17 protein-coding genes are annotated in these 17,972 nt (G+C 35.1%); 7 read left to right on the forward strand and 10 right to left on the reverse strand.

Translation table 11 applies throughout. The features are described 5' to 3' along the window. Nucleotides 1-74 precede the first annotated feature (74 nt). The 5 genes from BCF58_RS01635 to BCF58_RS01660 all read left to right on the forward strand — a co-directional run bounded on the left by BCF58_RS01635 (nt 75) and on the right by BCF58_RS01660 (nt 3,859). A complete protein-coding gene (locus BCF58_RS01635) occupies nt 75-1,085 on the forward strand; it encodes an AMP-binding protein (RefSeq protein WP_121460058.1) in 1,011 nt (336 codons plus the stop codon). Between the two features lie 18 nt (nt 1,086-1,103). Continuing rightward, a complete protein-coding gene (arfB, locus tag BCF58_RS01640; RefSeq protein WP_121460059.1) occupies nt 1,104-1,496 on the forward strand; it encodes an alternative ribosome rescue aminoacyl-tRNA hydrolase ArfB in 393 nt (130 codons plus the stop codon). Between the two features lie 46 nt (nt 1,497-1,542). Further along, nucleotides 1,543-2,190: an autotransporter domain-containing protein gene (locus BCF58_RS01645; protein ID WP_121460060.1), complete on the forward strand. Its 648-nt coding sequence runs from the start codon at nt 1,543-1,545 to the stop codon at nt 2,188-2,190. Between the two features lie 26 nt (nt 2,191-2,216). Then, entirely contained in the window at nt 2,217-3,191 is a 975-nt protein-coding gene (locus BCF58_RS01650; protein ID WP_121460061.1) for a deoxyhypusine synthase family protein, read from the forward strand. A 371-nt stretch (nt 3,192-3,562) separates the two neighbouring features. Further along, nucleotides 3,563-3,859: an MGMT family protein gene (locus BCF58_RS01660; RefSeq protein WP_121460063.1), complete on the forward strand. Its 297-nt coding sequence runs from the start codon at nt 3,563-3,565 to the stop codon at nt 3,857-3,859. Here the strand turns inward: BCF58_RS01660 and BCF58_RS01665 are convergent, their stop codons facing one another. Further along, nucleotides 3,860-4,231: a helix-turn-helix transcriptional regulator gene (locus BCF58_RS01665; protein WP_121460064.1), complete on the reverse strand. Its 372-nt coding sequence runs from the start codon at nt 4,229-4,231 to the stop codon at nt 3,860-3,862. 141 nt (nt 4,232-4,372) lie between these two features. Between BCF58_RS01665 and BCF58_RS01670 the strand changes: the two genes are divergently transcribed. Further along, nucleotides 4,373-5,071, forward strand: coding sequence for a hypothetical protein (locus BCF58_RS01670; RefSeq protein WP_121460065.1), 699 nt, complete (start codon nt 4,373-4,375; stop codon nt 5,069-5,071). A 454-nt stretch (nt 5,072-5,525) separates the two neighbouring features. Here BCF58_RS01670 and htpG read toward each other — a convergent pair whose 3' ends face one another. The 4 genes from htpG to BCF58_RS01695 form a co-directional block, all read right to left on the reverse strand. Then, nucleotides 5,526-7,418 carry a molecular chaperone HtpG gene (htpG, locus tag BCF58_RS01680; RefSeq protein WP_121460067.1) on the reverse strand — a complete coding sequence of 631 codons (1,893 nt, stop codon included), beginning with the start codon at nt 7,416-7,418 and terminating at the stop codon, nt 5,526-5,528. A gap of 246 nt (nt 7,419-7,664) precedes the next feature. Then, on the reverse strand, nt 7,665-8,666 hold the full coding sequence (recA, locus tag BCF58_RS01685) for a recombinase RecA (protein WP_121460068.1): 1,002 nt from the start codon (nt 8,664-8,666) through the stop codon (nt 7,665-7,667). Between the two features lie 194 nt (nt 8,667-8,860). Continuing rightward, a complete protein-coding gene (locus BCF58_RS01690) occupies nt 8,861-10,057 on the reverse strand; it encodes an oxygenase MpaB family protein (protein ID WP_121461010.1) in 1,197 nt (398 codons plus the stop codon). 56 nt (nt 10,058-10,113) lie between these two features. Then, entirely contained in the window at nt 10,114-10,893 is a 780-nt protein-coding gene (locus BCF58_RS01695; RefSeq protein WP_121460069.1) for a response regulator transcription factor, read from the reverse strand. A gap of 571 nt (nt 10,894-11,464) precedes the next feature. On the opposite strand from BCF58_RS01695, the gene BCF58_RS01700 reads away from it, so the two are divergent. Then, the gene (locus BCF58_RS01700) at nt 11,465-12,394 is read left to right on the forward strand and encodes a hypothetical protein (RefSeq protein ID WP_121460070.1); all 930 of its coding nucleotides are present in this window, start codon (nt 11,465-11,467) and stop codon (nt 12,392-12,394) included. 359 nt (nt 12,395-12,753) lie between these two features. Here BCF58_RS01700 and gap read toward each other — a convergent pair whose 3' ends face one another. From gap to BCF58_RS01725, 5 genes are all read right to left on the reverse strand, one after another. Continuing rightward, the gene (gene gap, locus BCF58_RS01705; RefSeq protein ID WP_121460071.1) at nt 12,754-13,758 is read right to left on the reverse strand and encodes a type I glyceraldehyde-3-phosphate dehydrogenase; all 1,005 of its coding nucleotides are present in this window, start codon (nt 13,756-13,758) and stop codon (nt 12,754-12,756) included. A 28-nt stretch (nt 13,759-13,786) separates the two neighbouring features. Further along, a complete protein-coding gene (gene pfkA, locus BCF58_RS01710; RefSeq protein WP_121460072.1) occupies nt 13,787-14,773 on the reverse strand; it encodes a 6-phosphofructokinase in 987 nt (328 codons plus the stop codon). Nucleotides 14,774-14,853: 80 nt separating this feature from the next. Then, the gene (locus BCF58_RS01715; RefSeq protein ID WP_121460073.1) at nt 14,854-15,729 is read right to left on the reverse strand and encodes a DUF4846 domain-containing protein; all 876 of its coding nucleotides are present in this window, start codon (nt 15,727-15,729) and stop codon (nt 14,854-14,856) included. A gap of 108 nt (nt 15,730-15,837) precedes the next feature. Continuing rightward, complete coding sequence (locus tag BCF58_RS01720) at nt 15,838-16,596, reverse strand: TIGR03915 family putative DNA repair protein (protein ID WP_121460074.1); 759 nt, start codon at nt 16,594-16,596, stop codon at nt 15,838-15,840. Between the two features lie 37 nt (nt 16,597-16,633). Next, on the reverse strand, nt 16,634-17,893 hold the full coding sequence (locus BCF58_RS01725; RefSeq protein ID WP_121460075.1) for a putative DNA modification/repair radical SAM protein: 1,260 nt from the start codon (nt 17,891-17,893) through the stop codon (nt 16,634-16,636). Nucleotides 17,894-17,972: the final 79 nt, after the last annotated feature.

Raw genomic sequence — 17,972 nt, forward strand, 5'->3', positions numbered from 1 at the left:
CAGCTTTTTTCTTTTTGTACAAGAACTTTTTACAATTTTTTTTAAATTTACTCCACTTTTTAAGGACGGTCATTATGCTTATAGACTTCAATAATCTCAAAATTAATAATTTAGACTTTGAGACAGATTTTGAAAAAAAAATCAAAAAATTTTTAGAGGAATGGTTTTCGAATACTGAAATGGTACAAATCCAGACTTCAGGATCTACCGGCACTCCAAAAGTTTTTGAAATCGAAAAAAATAGGATGATCCATTCTGCTATAATGACCTGCAATTTTCTGGGATTGAAAGAAGGGAATACGGCATTATTATGTCTGCCGGTAGAATATATCTCGGGCAAAATGATGATTGTGCGTTCTATGGAAAGAAAATTGAAACTGATCATAGCTGATCCATCATTAAAGCCTCTTGAAAATTTACAGTCCGAAATAGATTTTTGTGCGATGACACCCCTTCAGGTAGAAAATTCATTGGATAGGATACATCGGATCAGAAATCTTATTATTGGAGGAGCCGCTGTATCAGAAAGCCTTAAAAAAAGAATTTCAGGTTTTATGACTCATATTTATGAAACCTATGGAATGTCCGAAACACTTTCCCATATTGCTTTAAGGCAAATTACGCCTCAACCGGAAGATTATTTCACTGTTTTCGAAAATATCTCTATTTCAACCGATGAGAGAGGCTGTCTGAAGATCTTTGCTCCGGAGCTCAATGCTGAGATCATTCAGACTAATGATTTAGTTGAAATCAAAAACGAAAAACAGTTCAGGTTTTTAGGAAGAGTTGATAATGTAATCAATTCAGGAGGTGCAAAGATTTTTCCTGAACAACTGGAAGCTCTGATAAAAAGAGAAATTCCGAATGAAGCAGTAATTTCCGGAATTGAAGATGAAAGTTTGGGACAAAAATTGATATTGATTATAGAAGGAGAAGAATCAGAAGATCTTATCAAAAAAGTTTTGGAAATTCAATTTGAGAAAAGTTTTCACAGACCTAAAGAAATTATTTTCATAGATAAAATTCCAAGGACACCCAACGGTAAGGTGAATAGAAGAGAACTGCTTGCTCTCATTACAAAATAAATCTAGAATTCAATAATCATGAAAGATTTTTCAAAAGAGCTCAGCTTTAAAACTTCCCGCAGCAGTGGGGCAGGAGGGCAGAATGTGAATAAAGTAGAGACTTCTGTTACTGTACTCTGGAATGTTACTCAATCTGAATTTTTTAATGATGATGAAAAGAATCTGATTCAAGCTAAATTAAAAAACAGAATCAACGCGGATGGTTTTTTATTTTTGACGGTATCAGAGAGTAGGACACAATTAATGAACAGAAACAAAGCGATAGAGAAAATCCTTGAAATCGTTAATAAAGCACTCATCGTTCCAAAGAAAAGAGTGGCTACAAAACCGTCAAAAGCCCAAAAACAAAAAAGGCTGGATACCAAAAAGAAATTATCGGATAAAAAAGAGAACCGCCGTTTCAAATTCTAATCTTTATACTGGAATAAAAACATTATTTTTGCCGAAAATTTAAATAATGATTAAAAAACTAATGCTATTGGGAGCTTTTTCTGTCTCCGCTATCTCTTTTGCCCAGCAAAAATTTTCAATTCTTCCATCTGTAGGATATGCTTGGAGAACAGCCGGGACCTCTAAGCTTTTAACAGCTGAAGAAAAAGAGTATGTTAAAGGGCTTAAAAACGGTGTTAACTTCGATATTTCGGCTTACTATCATTTGAAAGGTGATATTGCATTGGGGTTAAAATTTTCAAACTATAGTGCTTCCAGCAGCGGAAGAATTAGTATTATCGATAATAATGGGAATGTTGTGAGCGGGATGGTGAGTACAAAAGATAACATTACTTTTTTCGGACCTTCTGTTATGTACTCCAATTTTAAGGAAGCTACAAAACATAAAGTTTTTATGGATATGGCGCTAGGTGTTATTTCCTATACAACGAAAACGGGAAATGTGAAAGGGACAGGTTCTAACCTGGGTGCTGAGCTTAATTTTGCCTATCAGTATGCCATCACCAATAACATCATGATAGGACCTAAATTTGGTTTAACGGGTGGTACATTAAATAAAATGAAGTTCAATGGAGTTACCTACGAATTTGGAGACGATCAAAAAGAAGGCTTAAGCAGAGTTTCTTTAAGTGCAGCAGCTACATTCCGTTTTTAAGTTTTATCTTTGCAAAAATCAAAATAATGAACAAACCGATTACTGAATTCATAGAAAAATACTATCTGCACTTTAATGCAGCAGCATTGGTAGATGCTTCTAAAGGTTATGTGGCACATCTTAAGGATGGCGGGAAAATGATGATTACTTTGGCCGGAGCAATGTCTACTGCGGAGCTGGGTAAAATTCTTGCGGAAATGATCCGTCAAGGGAAAGTAGATTTCATCTCTTGTACGGGAGCGAATCTTGAGGAAGATTTAATGAATCTTGTTGCGCATTCCCATTATGAAAGAGTTCCTCATTACAGAGACCTTACTCCTCAGGAAGAGTGGGATTTGTTGGAAAGAGGTTTGAACAGAGTAACGGATACCTGTATTCCTGAAGAGGAAGCGTTCAGAAGATTACAAAAACATATCGTGGATATCTGGAAAGATGCAGAGGCAAAAGGAGAACGATATTTCCCGCATGAGTATATGTATAAAATGATCCTTTCCGGGGTGTTGGAACAATATTATGAAATCCCAAGAGAAAATTCATGGATGATTGCGGCAGCGGAGAAAAACCTGCCAATTGTAGTTCCGGGATGGGAAGATTCCACGATGGGTAATATTTTCGCCTCTTATTGCATTAAAGGAGAATTAAAGGCTTCTACCATGAAATCAGGAATTGAATATATGACTTACCTTGCCGATTGGTATACTAAAAACTGTGAAGGGAAAGGAGTAGGATTCTTCCAGATCGGTGGAGGAATTGCAGGAGATTTTCCTATTTGTGTGGTACCAATGTTGTATCAGGATATGGAAATGCATGATATTCCTTTCTGGTCTTATTTCTGTCAGATTTCAGACTCAACTACCTCTTATGGTTCCTATTCGGGAGCTGTTCCGAATGAAAAAATTACCTGGGGTAAATTGGATATCACAACACCGAAATATATCGTTGAAAGTGATGCTACTATCTGTGCACCATTGATGTTCTCTTATATTTTAGAGAATTCTTAAGAATAATAATTTTTTAATTATACATAAACGCTTCAAACATTGAAGCGTTTTTTATTTAATTTCTCGCAGATTGAGCAGATGACACAGTTTTTCAGAATAGGTTAGATATCTGTTAGAAATACTTGTCTACATTCATAGGGAAAAAATATTAATCGAGGGAATTGATTAAGACAAAGTAACGATATGCTAAAATTCCTTTTTGGAGTTTAGTAAGTTTATTGGGATCTTTGTTGCTTAGTTTTGGCAAAATGGCCTTATTGATTCTATTGAGCAACCGGAAAAAAGATTTTTTCATAACTTTATATTTTGGTGCTTCTTTTTGAGTCCAAAAATAATGCAAAACACAAGTTTTCTCATTAAAATAAAGAGGTATGGACGAGATTTTCAAACAACAGGTGTATGAAGTAACAAGACTTATCCCTAAAGGGCGTGTTTCTACTTATGGGGCTATTGCAAAAGCAGTGGGCTTTCCTAATCATTCACGTCATGTAGGTAAAGCAATGGGAGGATGCCCAAAAAATGTTCCGGCTCATCGTGTGATTTCAAGTTCAGGCACTTTATCTGTGCCGGAATTTCAGTCTAAGCTGGAAGCAGAAGGGCATATTATTGAAAATTTCAGAATTAAAAATTTTAAAAAATTGTTTTGGGATCCTTTAAAGGAACTGTAGTTATTTTTTATACTCTTTCAGTTCTTCTTTTAGTTTTTCGTTTTCCTCCTTTAAAAGAGCAATATAATCCTGAAGATTCTGAATGACAGAAGTAGAAAAATTATTGAATTGAGTCATAATTGATGAAGCGGAATTGTCGTTGAACACAGGATGCTCATTATTAATTATTACTTTAGCATCGTCGTCTTCATAAATTTCTTCTACGGAAACATCTAAAAAACGAGCAATTTTATCCCACTCATCTTTTACAATTTTTACGTCTCCACTTTCTTTTCTGCTATAATTGGATACATCTGTAGCAATCACATCAGCAATCTGCTGTTGAGTATATCCTTTTTTCTTTCTCAGTGAGCGTAATTTTTCTTTTTGCATGAGGTGCTTTTTTAAACCAAGATAAAAGTACAATATGTACAAAGATTGTACAAGAAAAATACAAAAAATATACAATGAAATTCTATCTTTAGGGGATTTTAGTTTTTTAGATTTGAATTGTTAACAATAAAAAAAACAACAATGAGAAAAAAACTATTCGTAGCAGGAGCATGTATGCTCCTGGCTTTCCAGTCTTGTAATAACAACGATGAATTATCCGGACAAGATCATAGCACCATTACAAAAACAGAAACCACAAATCAATCAAGTGTGAGCAGGGTGACTTCTGATTCTCAGTCCCTTTCTGGGTATGTTTCTAATCAGATCGCCACACAGACTGAGATTAAAAATTTATTAGACAATGAAACGAATGTTGATTATTCTGCTATTCAAGCAGGTCTGCAAAATATTCAAACCATTGAAGAATTGGAATTGCTTTATAAGAATGCAAATGTTGTTCGTGCTGAGGAGCTTGTATCTTTGTATGAGGAGTTAAATTCTAATACTGAAATTTTTATAAACAGTAATCGGGATTTTTATGCTAATTATAGTGAAGAAGATAGGCTAAGGCTTTTGTCTGCTGAAATCGACTCCCAATTAAGCTATAATGATTCGGAAACTTTTGCAAGAACAAATTGCCATGCCAATTTTGTAAAAGCATCCAAGAGGTGTATGAAAAAATTTGCAATGGAAGTGGGACTAGCTGCTATAGGGGGCATATTCACAGGAGGAACAACTGCTGTTATTGGAAGTGGCATAGCTACTGTAAATATGATCATGTGTAATGCAGATGCAGATGAAGATTATCATGACTGCGTTCATGAAGGAGGACAACCATAATAATTTGATTTTATCTTATGAAGTTTAAATATGCTTTATTATTAATATTAGGTATGCTTGCTCTTACCCCACTATTTGCCGGGAATAAGAATATGTATTTTATTTTTCAAATTATCTGTTTGATTATATTCGCGTTTTGTGCTATTCTGGCATGGAAGGAAAAGAAAATAATTGACTTAGAAGTATACCTGTTTTTCTTCCTATTGTATATCTTTCGGATGTTTGACAATGACGATAAATATTTTTTTGTAGAGATCATCCTTTTTGTCGTCTTTTTCTTAATTGTTTTTTTTACATGGAGGAAAAAGGAAAAAGTATAAAGTGAATCTTATAATAAATGAGGAGGCGGGCAGCGAAATTGCTCGCCTTTCAGTTTTTTAATTCTTGAGGCCTTGCAGGTATAAATTTAGCTATAAGAGTTTCGGCGAAGCCAAAGGCTTCGCCGAAACTCTTATTATTTACTTACCTGTTGATAACTTCTCTGAATAAAATCTGTCAGTTCTTTTCCTTTCAATAAATTTTGAGAAAGTTTGGCCAGATCTAAAGCATATTTGATCAGGTTTTCCTTTTCTTCAGCATTTTCGGTTTTCAAAATCTGGTTGGCAAATTCACTGTTGGAATTTACTACAAGATTATACATTTCAGGGAAATTTCCCATTCCGAACATTCCGCCGCCGCCTGTTGCCTGCATATCTTTCATTCTTCGCATAAACTCAGGCTGAGTAATGGTAAACGGAGCATCGTTGCTGTCCAGGTCTTCTAACTGAACTGTAAACTTCACGTCTTTAATAGCTTCTTCCACATTCTTTTTTAAAGATTCCTTTTCCGTATCATTTAATTTTGAAATGACAGGTTCGTCCTTTTTAATCAGATTATTGATATGATCTGCATCCACTCTCACAAAAGAAACCTTCTCTTTGGAAGTTTCCAGCTTCTGAATCACGTGCGGAATAATAGGGGAATCAAGAAGAAGCACTTCATATCCTTTATCCTGAGCAGATTGAATGTAGCTGTGCTGTTCATCCACATTCGAAGCATACAAAACAATTAAATTACCGTCTTTATCAGTCTGGCTAGGCTTTATTTTCTCAACTAATTCATTCCATAAGAAATATTTGCCGTCTACGGTTGGATATAAAGTGAACTTGTCAGATTTTTCTGCAAATTTCTCTTCAGTCACTAATCCGTATTCGATGACTACTTTAATGTCGTTCCATTTTTTCTCATAATCTTCACGGTTTTCAGTAATCAGAGAAGACATTTTATCAGCCACCTTTTTGGTGATGTAAGAAGAAATTTTCTTCACGGCACCGTCTGCCTGAAGATAAGAACGGGAAACGTTCAATGGAATATCCGGAGAATCTATCACTCCGCGTAAAAGCATTAAGAAATCCGGAACAATTCCTTTCACTTCGTCTGTCACGAAGACCTGGTTTTGGTATAGCTGAATTTTATCTTTCTCAATATTTAAATTATTGCTCAGTTTAGGGAAAAATAAAATTCCTGTCAGGTTGAAAGGATAGTCAACGTTTAAGTGAATGTTGAATAAAGGTTCTTCAAACTGCATCGGATACAGCTCATGATAGAACTTCATATAATCCTCATTCGTTAATTCATTCGGAGCAATCGTCCATGCAGGAGTAGGATTGTTGATGATGTTATCTACTTCTTCCGTTTCAGCCACTGTATCTTCAGGAGCATCTTCCGGTAAAGGTAAGGTATGAGTTCTTGTCCCGAATTTAATAGGAACAGGCATGAATTTATTATATTTCAACAACAATTCACGGATTTTTCCTTCTTCCAAAAACTCTGTTGAATCTTCAGCAATGTGAAGGATGATCTCTGTTCCCCTTTCGGTTTTATCTGTTGTTTCTTCAAGGGTGAATTCCGGGCTTCCGTCACAAACCCAACGAACGGCAGGTTCTTCCTTATAAGATTTTGTGATAATTTCAACTTTGTCCGCAACCATGAATGCGGAATAAAATCCAAGCCCAAAATGACCGATAATTCCGGCATCTTTCGCAGTGTCCTTATATTTCTCCAAAAACTCTTCCGCACCGGAAAAAGCTACCTGATTGATATATTTCTCCACTTCTTCACCCGTCATCCCGATTCCCTGATCGATAATGTGAAGTGTTTTTTGTTCTTTGTTAATTTTAACTTCAATCTTTGGATTTCCGTATTCAACATGAGCTTCACCGATGCTTGTCAGGTGTTTTAATTTCAAAGTAGCATCAGTAGCATTGGAGATCAGTTCTCTTAAGAATATTTCGTGATCACTGTAAAGAAACTTTTTAATAAGCGGGAAAATGTTTTCCACGGATACATTAATATTTCCTTTAGTCATAATAATTTAATTTTTAATTTTATTTCAATTCTTTCTCAAAAAAAATACCGAACGAAGGAAAGTGACATTTTGACATTTTTTGTATTTAGGAATTAGGTTGTTAATAGCATTCTGAAACTCCTCTCCTTGGCGGGGCCAAATTCAAAGAATTTTAATCACAACTATCTGTGCTGTCCTTGAAATGTATAGGCTAAAAACAAAAAGACAGCTAAAGGCTGTCTTTACTATTTATTTGAATTAAAAATTTTATTTATTTTTCAATTCTTCTTTGATTTTGTTTTCCAGTTCCTCTGCAAGTTCCGGATTATCTTTCAGGACATCTTTTACGGCATCACGCCCTTGTCCTAGTTTAGTATCTTCATAGCTGAACCATGAACCGCTCTTTTTCACAATTCCTAATTCTACAGCCTGATCAAGGATTTCTCCTGTTTTAGAAACTCCCTCACCATACATGATGTCAAATTCCGCTTGCTTAAAAGGTGGAGCTACCTTGTTCTTCACGATTTTCACTTTCACACGGCTTCCGATAGCTTCATCTCCCTGTTTGATCGGTGCGCTTGCTTTTCTGATATCTACCCTTACTGAAGCATAGAATTTCAATGCATTACCACCGGTTGTTGTTTCAGGATTTCCGAACATTACTCCGATTTTTTCTCTTAACTGGTTAATGAAAATCACTGTACACTTTGTTCTGGAAATCGTAGCCGTTAATTTTCTTAATGCCTGAGACATCAATCTTGCATGAAGGCCCATTTTGGAATCACCCATTTCGCCTTCAATTTCCGCTTTTGGAGTAAGCGCTGCTACAGAATCAATCACAACAATATCAATAGCTCCTGAACGGATCAGGTTATCGGCGATTTCCAAAGCCTGTTCACCATTATCCGGTTGCGAAATGATAAGATTTTCCAAATCAATTCCAAGTTTAGCAGCATATGCTCTGTCGAATGCATGTTCAGCGTCAATGAATGCAGCAATTCCGCCAGCTTTTTGAGCTTCAGCAATAGCGTGAAGGGTTAAAGTAGTTTTCCCTGAAGATTCAGGTCCATAAATTTCAATGATTCTTCCTCTTGGATATCCACCAACTCCTAATGCAATATCTAATCCTAAGGATCCGGAAGGAATTACTTCAATCGTGTTGTCTACGGAATTATCTCCCAACGTCATTACAGTCCCCTTTCCGTACGTTTTATCTAGCTTGTCAAGCACCAATGCAAGTGCTTTTTTCTTATCTTCAATATTACTCATCGGTATTAAAATAATTTCTCAAAAATACATAATTTAAATATCAAAAACTAATATTATTTGCCTTTGAAAATCGTTTTTATAGTTAAAAATTAATAAAATTTTATATCGGATGTCATTCAGAACGAAGCTGATGGAGAGTGAAAAAACATGGTTGATAAAATAGTGATTTTCTCTTCGTCAATATGACAAAAAATCTAATGGAAATTTGATCCTTTTGTTATCTCCAAATAATCCTTTAAAACTTTCAAATGTTTTTTATTACCTGATTTAATCTGTGCTTTACGACTTACCATGGCCGTATACACTTTATTGAAAAACCTTTTTGTATTCGGAAAGCCTCTTTTATTGGAAACATCAGGAATCTGTAATCTTTTACAAACCTCATCATCCAGTAAAAACCATGTACAGCAAATGTGAAGGTACCGTAAATTCCTTCTCTGAAACTTAAATTTCAAAATAGGGTTTTCCAGCGATTCATTTAGTAAAGAATGGGCCAATAAAACGGAATCTTCATCAGAAGGAGGCTGAACAGAAGTCCACAAATAAAAATATTCGGTTGCTTGTTTTTTATCATTCGGTAAAAGGTCTTCAGGAATGCCCAATAAGTATCCGATGTATTTCCATAAATGAAAAATGCCCTGTTCTTCTTCAACAGAAAATGTGTTGCCCAGTTTTTGCAGACTGTGAAGAAATACTAAACTAAAGCCAATGTAAGTGGCCATCATATCCCAGGAATTGATGGGCTCTCCCCAGCTTTCGGTATCCCAATCTTTATAATACTTTTTAATGGAAAGCCTTGCGTATGAGTGAATGAGCCTGGTTTTTATAGCAAATTCATAACCTTTTGCATGTATTTCCAATGCATTATATCGTGTAGCATTCACCCAAAAATCCAAGGTTTCGGAAAGACGTTTTACGGCTCCTTTTTTTAAAGCTTCCGTTACAATAAGAGGTTTGTTGAGATAGGCATAATCATAACCGCCGATCAGACAATAATCCCTTAAAGAAATCAATGCATCCAGGCCGCTTCTCATACATAATTCGGCACCACTTTTTAGCAGGTTTCGATCAAGCCATTCCGGAATTGCCTGGGTCTGAGAGAATAGTTTTTTTACACTTTCAGGAACATTATCATTGTCTGAAACTCCGTTTCGGATATAATGCTCAATCTCCCTTGAGGCTTCATGGAATTTTTTAGTCAGATAAACATCTTTTACCACCTCATCTCCGATATCATCGACATGATAATAATAGGAAGCAAATTTTCCAAAATCTTTCAAACTCACTTCGGCACCGGAAAATTCAATAAGCTGTTTCCCGTTTCCGCTTTCCCAAAAATTTTTAAAATGTGATGAATCTTTAAATCGTGGCTGTAAAAATCTTTTTTCCATTGAAGATAAAATTACAGGTTTTAGTCCGAAACCCTTCAATGAAATTTATCAGTTGTTTAAATCAATCCCCATTCAAATGCTTTTTTTAGGAGTTCCTTGCTGTTTCTGGAATTTGTTTTTCTCAGGATATTCTTTCGGTGTGTCCGTATAGTATGCTCAGAAAGAATCAATATTTTCGAGATTTCATTTCCTGAATATCCTTGGGCAATAAAAGATAAAATCTCTTTTTCCCTTTTCGTGAGAGCAGTTAAAGGATATTCCACAGGAGAAACAGAGTTTGAAATTTTGATCTGGTGAAAATCTTTCCTTGGGCTTATTCCTGAAATTAAGACGGTGTAAGGATTTTGATGAGTGATATAATGGATATTGGTGTGGATATTGATTGCCTGTATGAGTTTTTTATTTTCATCTTCTAAAGTATGGATCGCCTGATGATGGAAAAGCTCATAGTTTCCCTTGGCTGTTTTCATTCTGAAACAATAGCTGGATTTTAGGTAAAGCTGATGTTCTAATCCGATTTCCAGCATTTTTTCAATGGCGGTTTGCTCTGCTTTTATCACAAAGGCCATATCATCAGGATGTACAAGATCGATGATTTCTTTCAGGTTTTCAGGATAGTTTTTTAAACCATGAATTTTTAAAATACCTTCATGATGATGAGAAAGGGTACTATTGGTGAGATTAAGAACATAATAATAAAATTCTCCCATTGAGAACATGTCACCTATCACTCTTTCAATGGGTGGTTTCTTTAGTATTTCTTTTTGTTCTTTCCCTACACCCGGATAAGAATTCCAGATTTCACGTAAAGGATGGTCGTTGTCTTCATTTTTCATGGAGTTTTTAGTTTGTACTAAAAATAGTTAAAGTTTTCTTAAAAATACTACAAAAGGGTGATTTTTTTACATTCATAAAATTGCAAAATTTGTATAAAACTAATAACCGTGAGAACTCAACTCTTAAAATATCCTTTTTAGAGTTAACATTTCTGTGAAAATTACATCTAATTCTATAAAATACCTAAAAAATACAATTGTCCAAATAAATTAGTTTATAATTTTCTTTATTAGCTGTTTGAAAATATAAACTGTAAACCTCTCAAATTTTTTGGGAGGTTTGATTTTTATCAGATAGCTCAAAAAAATTGAATTGCATTTAGTTCTCAATAGTAGTGATCAAAAAGCATTTTTTACTCATTAGTATCCATGTTTTCATGTATCGTGCAGGAAAATTTAAAGTTTTCCTAAAAATACCACAAAAGTGTGATTTTTTCGAATGATTAAAATCCCAACATTTGTGTAACTAACAACCATGAGAACTTGACTTTAAGATATTTTTTAGTCTTATCGTTATTGTTTCTTATATATTTTTCAATTAAAAAAACTTTAACCATAAAACTAAAAAACCATGAAAACAAAAATCGTATTGCTGTTTCTGCTCGGATGGGTGGGAATAGTGTTCGGGCAGGAAAAAGAGATTAAAGAAGGAGGTAACTATTATTTTAATTACCCATCAAAAGAGAATGTAAAGCGGCTTAAAAGTGAAACTAACTTGAAGGAAAATATTACTATTTCTAATATTCAAGAAGATATTCAAGGATCAAAGTTTAGAATTCAGGTTAGAAGGATAGATAATGATACAGTTTATTTTGTATTTGGTAAATTTTCTGAAGATTTGTTAGAGAATAGAATAAATAATAATTACAAAACTATTGAAACTGCCAACTCACAAAATACTTACTTTGAAGAGCTTCAGAAATTATTAAAAGAAAAAGATATAAGCTCTTCAACTATTAAAAAAATTTTCGCAGGGATTCCCAAACAATCTTCCAAAGCTAAGGATAAAAAGAAAGCGGTATATTCTTTACCAAAAGATAAATTTAAAATCGCTACAAAACCTTTATATGATAGAGTCGACTGGCGAGTAGGTGTTTATACCATTCCGTTCAAACTACGTCTTGGTGGATTTGCATTTGATGCGAATGTGAATTTAGGAGCTAACATTGGAGGGAAAATAAGATGGGATAGGGAAATAGAAAATAGTTTTGCAATTGAACCTATTTTTGGATTTGGATTGGCAAGTATCAAACTTGATGAGTCCAATAGTAATGTTACAACAGCAAATACAAATGTGAGTGCTTTTACCATAAATACAGGCGTTTTATTTCATATTACAAATTCTATTAATGTAGGTATTACATTTGGACTTGATAGAATCAGTAAAACTGATCAGAGCAATTATGATTGGAAATATAATAATAAGGGCTGGTTTGGTTTAGGAATTAATGTGGCGTTTAATAATCAAGGAGGTAATACTGGAGATAAGGGAGTGAATTAAAAATGTATTTAGTTTTGAATTTCTTTAATTACTTGTTTTTAAAATAAAACCTTCTCAAGTTTTGAGAGGTTTTTTTATTGATATGAAATACCATTACCGTCCAAAATTTCAACAAATGCCTCTTCATACTGCTCAGTTAAAGACTTTATTTCTCCTTTCTTTTCTATAGCAATATCTAAACCTTTTTGCATCATCAGTATATCTGTTTTTATTTAAATAGACTTCCATTAATTCTGTGTCAGAATATTGAGAATATCTTTCAACAAGTTCGTTGAGCATTGAGTATAGTTTTAGCAGTTAATTAACAAAAAAAAACCTTCCAATCGGAAGGTTTTATATTACTTATTGCTTATCTCTTATTACAAAGAAGCAGCGTGTACAAGCATATCAACTAACTTGTTAGAATATCCCATTTCGTTGTCATACCAAGAAACAAGTTTTACGAAATTAGGAGAAAGCATGATTCCCGCATCTTTGTCGAAGATAGAAGTTCTCTTATCTCCTACGAAGTCCTGAGAAACTACGGCATCTTCAGTATATCCTAAAATACCTTTTAATTCACCTTCAGAAGCAGCTTTGATCGCAGCGCAGATTTCATCATAAGAAGTCGCTTTTTCTAATCTTACCGTAAGGTCAACTACAGAAACGTCTACAGTAGGTACTCTGAAAGACATCCCTGTTAATTTTCCGTTTAATGAAGGAATTACTTTTCCTACCGCTTTAGCAGCACCTGTAGAAGAAGGGATAATGTTGTTCAAAGCAGCTCTACCACCTCTCCAGTCTTTTACTGAAGGTCCGTCAACAGTTTTCTGAGTAGCTGTTGTAGCGTGAACAGTAGTCATCAAACCTTCAACGATTCCGAAGTTATCGTGGATTACTTTAGCTAAAGGAGCTAAACAGTTCGTAGTACAAGAAGCGTTTGATAAGATTTTGATATCATCTGTAAGTTCTTTGTGGTTTACCCCCATAACGAACATTGGCGTATCATCTTTAGAAGGAGCAGAAAGGATTACTTTTTTTGCACCTGCATTTAAATGAGCAGAAGCACTTTCTTTATCTAAGAACAGACCGGTAGATTCTACTACATAATCAGCACCTACTTCATTCCACTTTAGGTTGTTCGGATCTCTTTCAGCAGTTACTCTGATTCTTTTTCCGTTTACCACAAGGTCGTTACCTTCTACAGAAACTTCACCCGGGAAAATACCGTGTACAGAATCATACTTTAGCATATAAGCCATGTATTCTGCATTGATAAGGTCATTGATTCCTACTACTTCAATGTTATCTCTTTCAGTCATTGCTCTGAAAACAAGACGTCCGATTCTACCAAACCCGTTAATACCTACTTTGATTGTTGACATAATAGTTGATTTTAATTATAAAAATAAGTTAGATTGCTAATATTTCTGAAATCAGTAAAAGATCTTTATTGATTTCGTTATGTTTTTTAATGGCCTCTTCAATCGGGGTATATACCAGATCGTTGGAACGCATTCCTGCCATTACGTTTGTTTTTCCTTCCATTAATCCTACTACAGCTCCATATCCAAGTCTGCTCGCCAATACTCTGTCTGCACAGCTTGGAGAACCGCCTCTTTGAATATGGCCGAGAATAGTGACACGGATGTCATAATCAGGGAACTCTTCTTTGGTTTCTTTGGCAAGGTCATAAATGTTTCCTAATTTTTCACCCTCCGCTACTACTACAATGCTGGATGCTTTTCCTGTTTTTTCTGCTTTTCTGAAATTCGCAAATAAGTCAGCCATGCTGTCTTTTTTCTCAGGAATCAAAATATCCAGAGCACCAGTTGCCAATCCGCTATTCAGTGCTATGAATCCTGCGTCACGTCCCATTACCTCCACAAAGAAAACCCTGTTATGAGAGGTCGCCGTATCACGGATTTTATCAATAGCTTCCATGGCTGTATTTAAAGCCGTATCGTAACCAATCGTATTATCCGTACCGAAAATATCATTGTCGATAGTTCCCGGAACACCAATTACTCTGATTCCGAATTCTTCATTAAAGATTTTTGCTCCCGTAAAGGTTCCGTCTCCACCAATACAAACTAAAGCATCGATACCATGTTTTACACAGTTGTCATAGGCTTTTTGACGTCCTTCTTTGGTTTTGAACTCCATGGATCTGGCGGATTTCAGAATCGTTCCGCCCTGGTTGATTATATTTTTTACGGAACGAGGCCCCATTTTCAGGAAATCATCATGGATAAGACCATTGTAACCTTCTCGCACTCCGTAACATTCAATATGATAGTAGTTTGCGGTTCTTACTACCGCCCTTAATGCCGCATTCATACCCGGAGAATCTCCTCCCGAAGTAAGAACTGCAATTTTTTTTACAGCACTTTCTTTCATCTAGTAAAAAATTTCGAACACAAATTTACAAAAACAAGTTCAGATAATGGCAGTAACTTGATAATAGTTTTGGGTAGCCGTTAAAAGCCCCTGAAATTGGTTGGTTTGAAATAATATCTTGCTGTTTTCGTTTCAGGATTGGTCGTATCCAGGTCATACCAGGGCGAAATATTTTTGTCAAAAGGATTGGTAAGCAGGTGGATAGATTGAGCAGGCGTAAAACCTTCACCGAGTAAGAACAATTTTTTACCCTGTTTATTTTGACAAGTTCCGGCAATAAAAACAACATGTCCGGGACTTCCCGGGGTAATTAAAATATCTCCTGTTTTTAAATCGGAATTTTTTGTAACGGGCCTGGTTTCCTGATTCAATGAAATAGTTCCTGAATAATTGAATATCAGGTCTAAATAATTCCTGAAATTCTGATAAGAATTATCAACATCAGCAGCTTTTCTAAAAGTTACGGAATTCCCATTGACAAATGCTCTGATTCCATTTTTATAATCATTCCAAGTCACCAGATCGCCGCTTGTAAAATGAAATTTAATATCATCGAATTTTTTGGCTTTATAGAGATACTCCGCTCTTAAACGGATAATAGCATCTGCACATTGCTGTAGGTCCTTATTTCCTGTATCCATATCAAAAACAGCTTCATGAAGATGTTGCGTAGAAATCGGAGTCCCATCATACTTCAGAATTGGTGTCCCGTAAGATTTCAGTTGGAAGTTTTCAATAAAATAACCAAAAGAATCCGGTCGTTCTTCAACCCAATCATAACCTGTAGGAGTTGAAAATCGTTCTTTTATGGTATTGCCTTCTTTATTGATTTCAACCAGACTTTTAGAATCTGAGTTTTTACTGCCAATATTGAAAACCTTACTGTCTGATGAATTTTTATCACGATTACAACTTAAAATTGTTACCAAGGCCAATAGAAATAATATTTTTCTCATGTATGTTTTTGCTTTATTTGACCACAAGTATCTATGTAATTGGTGTCATCTGTGGTTAAAAAATCTATATCATCTGCTCAATCTGCGAGAACTAAAAATAATAAAAAATTAACTCTTTTCTGTTAAATACTTCCAATACCTTTTCGGAACATGCTGTATATGCAGTTTTAAATTCTTCCTCTCCACAATATTCGTTTTCACAAAGTACCTTTGCCAGAGTTTCTGGTAGTTTTGTTCCTCATCATGATGCTTTTCCTGATAATGATGCAGGTTTAACCTTTCTTCGGGATAAAAAAAACCGCAGTTTTCAAGATCATACAAAATTCCATAATTCCGTCTCAAGTCATAGATCATCCATTTCTGATCCTGATAGCGGTCTTTAAAATGTTTGCGGATTAAAGGGATCACATTGAAATCAGGATCTATTTTGGCAAAGAAAACTCCGTCCTGCATCTTTTCAAACCTTACAAATGCGGTCATTCTGTGCCTTTCCCTGTCAACGGATTTGCAGATTTTGGAAATTTTCAAAATATCATGATCCGCATAGTTTTGCAGAATATTTTCATCAGGATGCTGAACAGACTGACGTATGGCAGACAAAATCAGCTTTTCCAGTTCGCTGTCTTCCGAAAGGAAAACTTTCAGCAATTGATGGATACCTGATTTTCCGATATTTTGCTCCAGTTTATTTAAAACTCTTTCCGATTTTTCATTTTGGGTGATTACTTCATGGATTTCCGCAAACATATTTTCCTGCTGAAATTTTTCTTTACGGATTATTTCAGCATCTTTATAGCGATACTCAAAAACCTCAAATACCGCGGTTAAAAGACCGTCGAAACTTCCGTCATAAAGAAGGGTGACCATTTTTTATACTGTATTATTAGGTATTGCTTGTTAAAAACTAAAACAAGCTCAACTGCTGGGAAAACTGGTTGTGAAACTTAGAAGAACTTCCGCCAATCAATAATTTCCTGAGGTTTTTATCCGTTAAATATTTCAGATAAGCGTTTCCTGCACTGAAATCAATAAAATATCTGGCCCTGTTTACCGCAGCACCCAGCTTTTTGAGATGATCCATATTTAACACCTGGAATCTTCTTGCAGATACAATTTTTTGTGCAGTTTTCACTCCGATTCCCGGAATTCTTAAAATCATTTGGTAGTCTGCGTTTTGAAGATTAACAGGGAACTGATCTAAATGTCTTAAAGCCCAACTCAATTTAGGGTCCACTTCCAGATCTAAAAAAGGAATATGGGGATCTAAAATTTCTTCAGCTTTAAACCCGTAAAATCTCATCAGCCAGTCGGATTGATACAACCGGTTTTCCCGAAGCATCGGAACTTCTGTTGTGAGTGAAGGCAATCTTTTATCTTCCAGAACAGGAACATAACCGGAATAATACACTCTTTTCAAATTGAAATTCTTATAAAAATGATCCGCCACTTTGATAATCTGTAGGTCATTTTCATTGGTAGCCCCAACAATCATTTGTGTCGATTGCCCTGCAGGAGCAAATTTAGGAGTCTTTCTAAAAATTTTCTTCTCATCGTTATATTGAGAAATTCCTTTTTGAATATAACGCATCGGCTGAAGCATATCTTCACGGTTTTTTTCAGGAGCCAATAATTTTAAGCCGCTTTCTGTAGGGATTTCAAGATTTATGGATAATCGGTCTGCATATAGTGCCGCTTCCTGCATCAGCTCATCGCTTGCCCCGGGAATAGATTTTAAATGAATATACCCGTTAAAGTTTTCTTCGAGACGTAATTTTTTGGCTACTCTTACCAAACGTTCCATCGTAGTATCTGCATTTTTGAAGATACCGGAACTTAAAAACAACCCTTCAATATAATTTCTACGGTAAAAATTAATGGTAAGGTCTACTACTTCTTCAATCGTAAAAGCAGCTCTTTTGATATCATTGGAGCTTCTGGAAACGCAATAGGCACAATCATAAATACAATGATTGGTTAAAAGTATTTTAAGCAAAGAAACACATCGCCCGTCTTCAGTATAGGTATGACAAATCCCACTTACGGAACTGTCTCCTAAAGCACCTTTTTTATTCTTTCGGGTGCCTCCGCTTGAGGAACAGGAAACGTCATATTTCGCTGCATCAGCAAGGATCTCGAGTTTTTCTTTCAGGCGGTCGAAGTTCATTTTTTAATTGAAATGCTATTGTTTAGATGTTATTTTTCATTCAAAATTAAATCCAAAATTGAGAAATATCACTTTTTTT

It is taken from the genome of Chryseobacterium defluvii (assembly GCF_003634775.1).
In the GTDB taxonomy this organism is placed as follows: Bacteria; Bacteroidota; Bacteroidia; order Flavobacteriales; family Weeksellaceae; genus Chryseobacterium; species Chryseobacterium defluvii.

What these genes read in the sequence shown, in the direction of transcription:
- BCF58_RS01650 (WP_121460061.1), top strand. Translation starts at nt 2,217, where the DNA reads ATGAACAAACCGATTACTGAATTCATAGAAAAATACTATCTGCACTTT.
- BCF58_RS01700 (WP_121460070.1), top strand. Translation starts at nt 11,465, where the DNA reads ATGAAAACAAAAATCGTATTGCTGTTTCTGCTCGGATGGGTGGGAATA.
- BCF58_RS01635 (WP_121460058.1), top strand. Translation starts at nt 75, where the DNA reads ATGCTTATAGACTTCAATAATCTCAAAATTAATAATTTAGACTTTGAG.
- recA (WP_121460068.1), bottom strand. Translation starts at nt 8,666, where the DNA reads ATGAGTAATATTGAAGATAAGAAAAAAGCACTTGCATTGGTGCTTGAC.
- BCF58_RS01720 (WP_121460074.1), bottom strand. Translation starts at nt 16,596, where the DNA reads ATGGTCACCCTTCTTTATGACGGAAGTTTCGACGGTCTTTTAACCGCG.
- BCF58_RS01670 (WP_121460065.1), top strand. Translation starts at nt 4,373, where the DNA reads ATGAGAAAAAAACTATTCGTAGCAGGAGCATGTATGCTCCTGGCTTTC.
- BCF58_RS01660 (WP_121460063.1), top strand. Translation starts at nt 3,563, where the DNA reads ATGGACGAGATTTTCAAACAACAGGTGTATGAAGTAACAAGACTTATC.
- BCF58_RS01665 (WP_121460064.1), bottom strand. Translation starts at nt 4,231, where the DNA reads ATGCAAAAAGAAAAATTACGCTCACTGAGAAAGAAAAAAGGATATACT.
- htpG (WP_121460067.1), bottom strand. Translation starts at nt 7,418, where the DNA reads ATGACTAAAGGAAATATTAATGTATCCGTGGAAAACATTTTCCCGCTT.
- arfB (WP_121460059.1), top strand. Translation starts at nt 1,104, where the DNA reads ATGAAAGATTTTTCAAAAGAGCTCAGCTTTAAAACTTCCCGCAGCAGT.
- pfkA (WP_121460072.1), bottom strand. Translation starts at nt 14,773, where the DNA reads ATGAAAGAAAGTGCTGTAAAAAAAATTGCAGTTCTTACTTCGGGAGGA.
- BCF58_RS01690 (WP_121461010.1), bottom strand. Translation starts at nt 10,057, where the DNA reads ATGGAAAAAAGATTTTTACAGCCACGATTTAAAGATTCATCACATTTT.
- gap (WP_121460071.1), bottom strand. Translation starts at nt 13,758, where the DNA reads ATGTCAACAATCAAAGTAGGTATTAACGGGTTTGGTAGAATCGGACGT.
- BCF58_RS01725 (WP_121460075.1), bottom strand. Translation starts at nt 17,893, where the DNA reads ATGAACTTCGACCGCCTGAAAGAAAAACTCGAGATCCTTGCTGATGCA.
- BCF58_RS01715 (WP_121460073.1), bottom strand. Translation starts at nt 15,729, where the DNA reads ATGAGAAAAATATTATTTCTATTGGCCTTGGTAACAATTTTAAGTTGT.
- BCF58_RS01695 (WP_121460069.1), bottom strand. Translation starts at nt 10,893, where the DNA reads ATGAAAAATGAAGACAACGACCATCCTTTACGTGAAATCTGGAATTCT.
- BCF58_RS01645 (WP_121460060.1), top strand. Translation starts at nt 1,543, where the DNA reads ATGATTAAAAAACTAATGCTATTGGGAGCTTTTTCTGTCTCCGCTATC.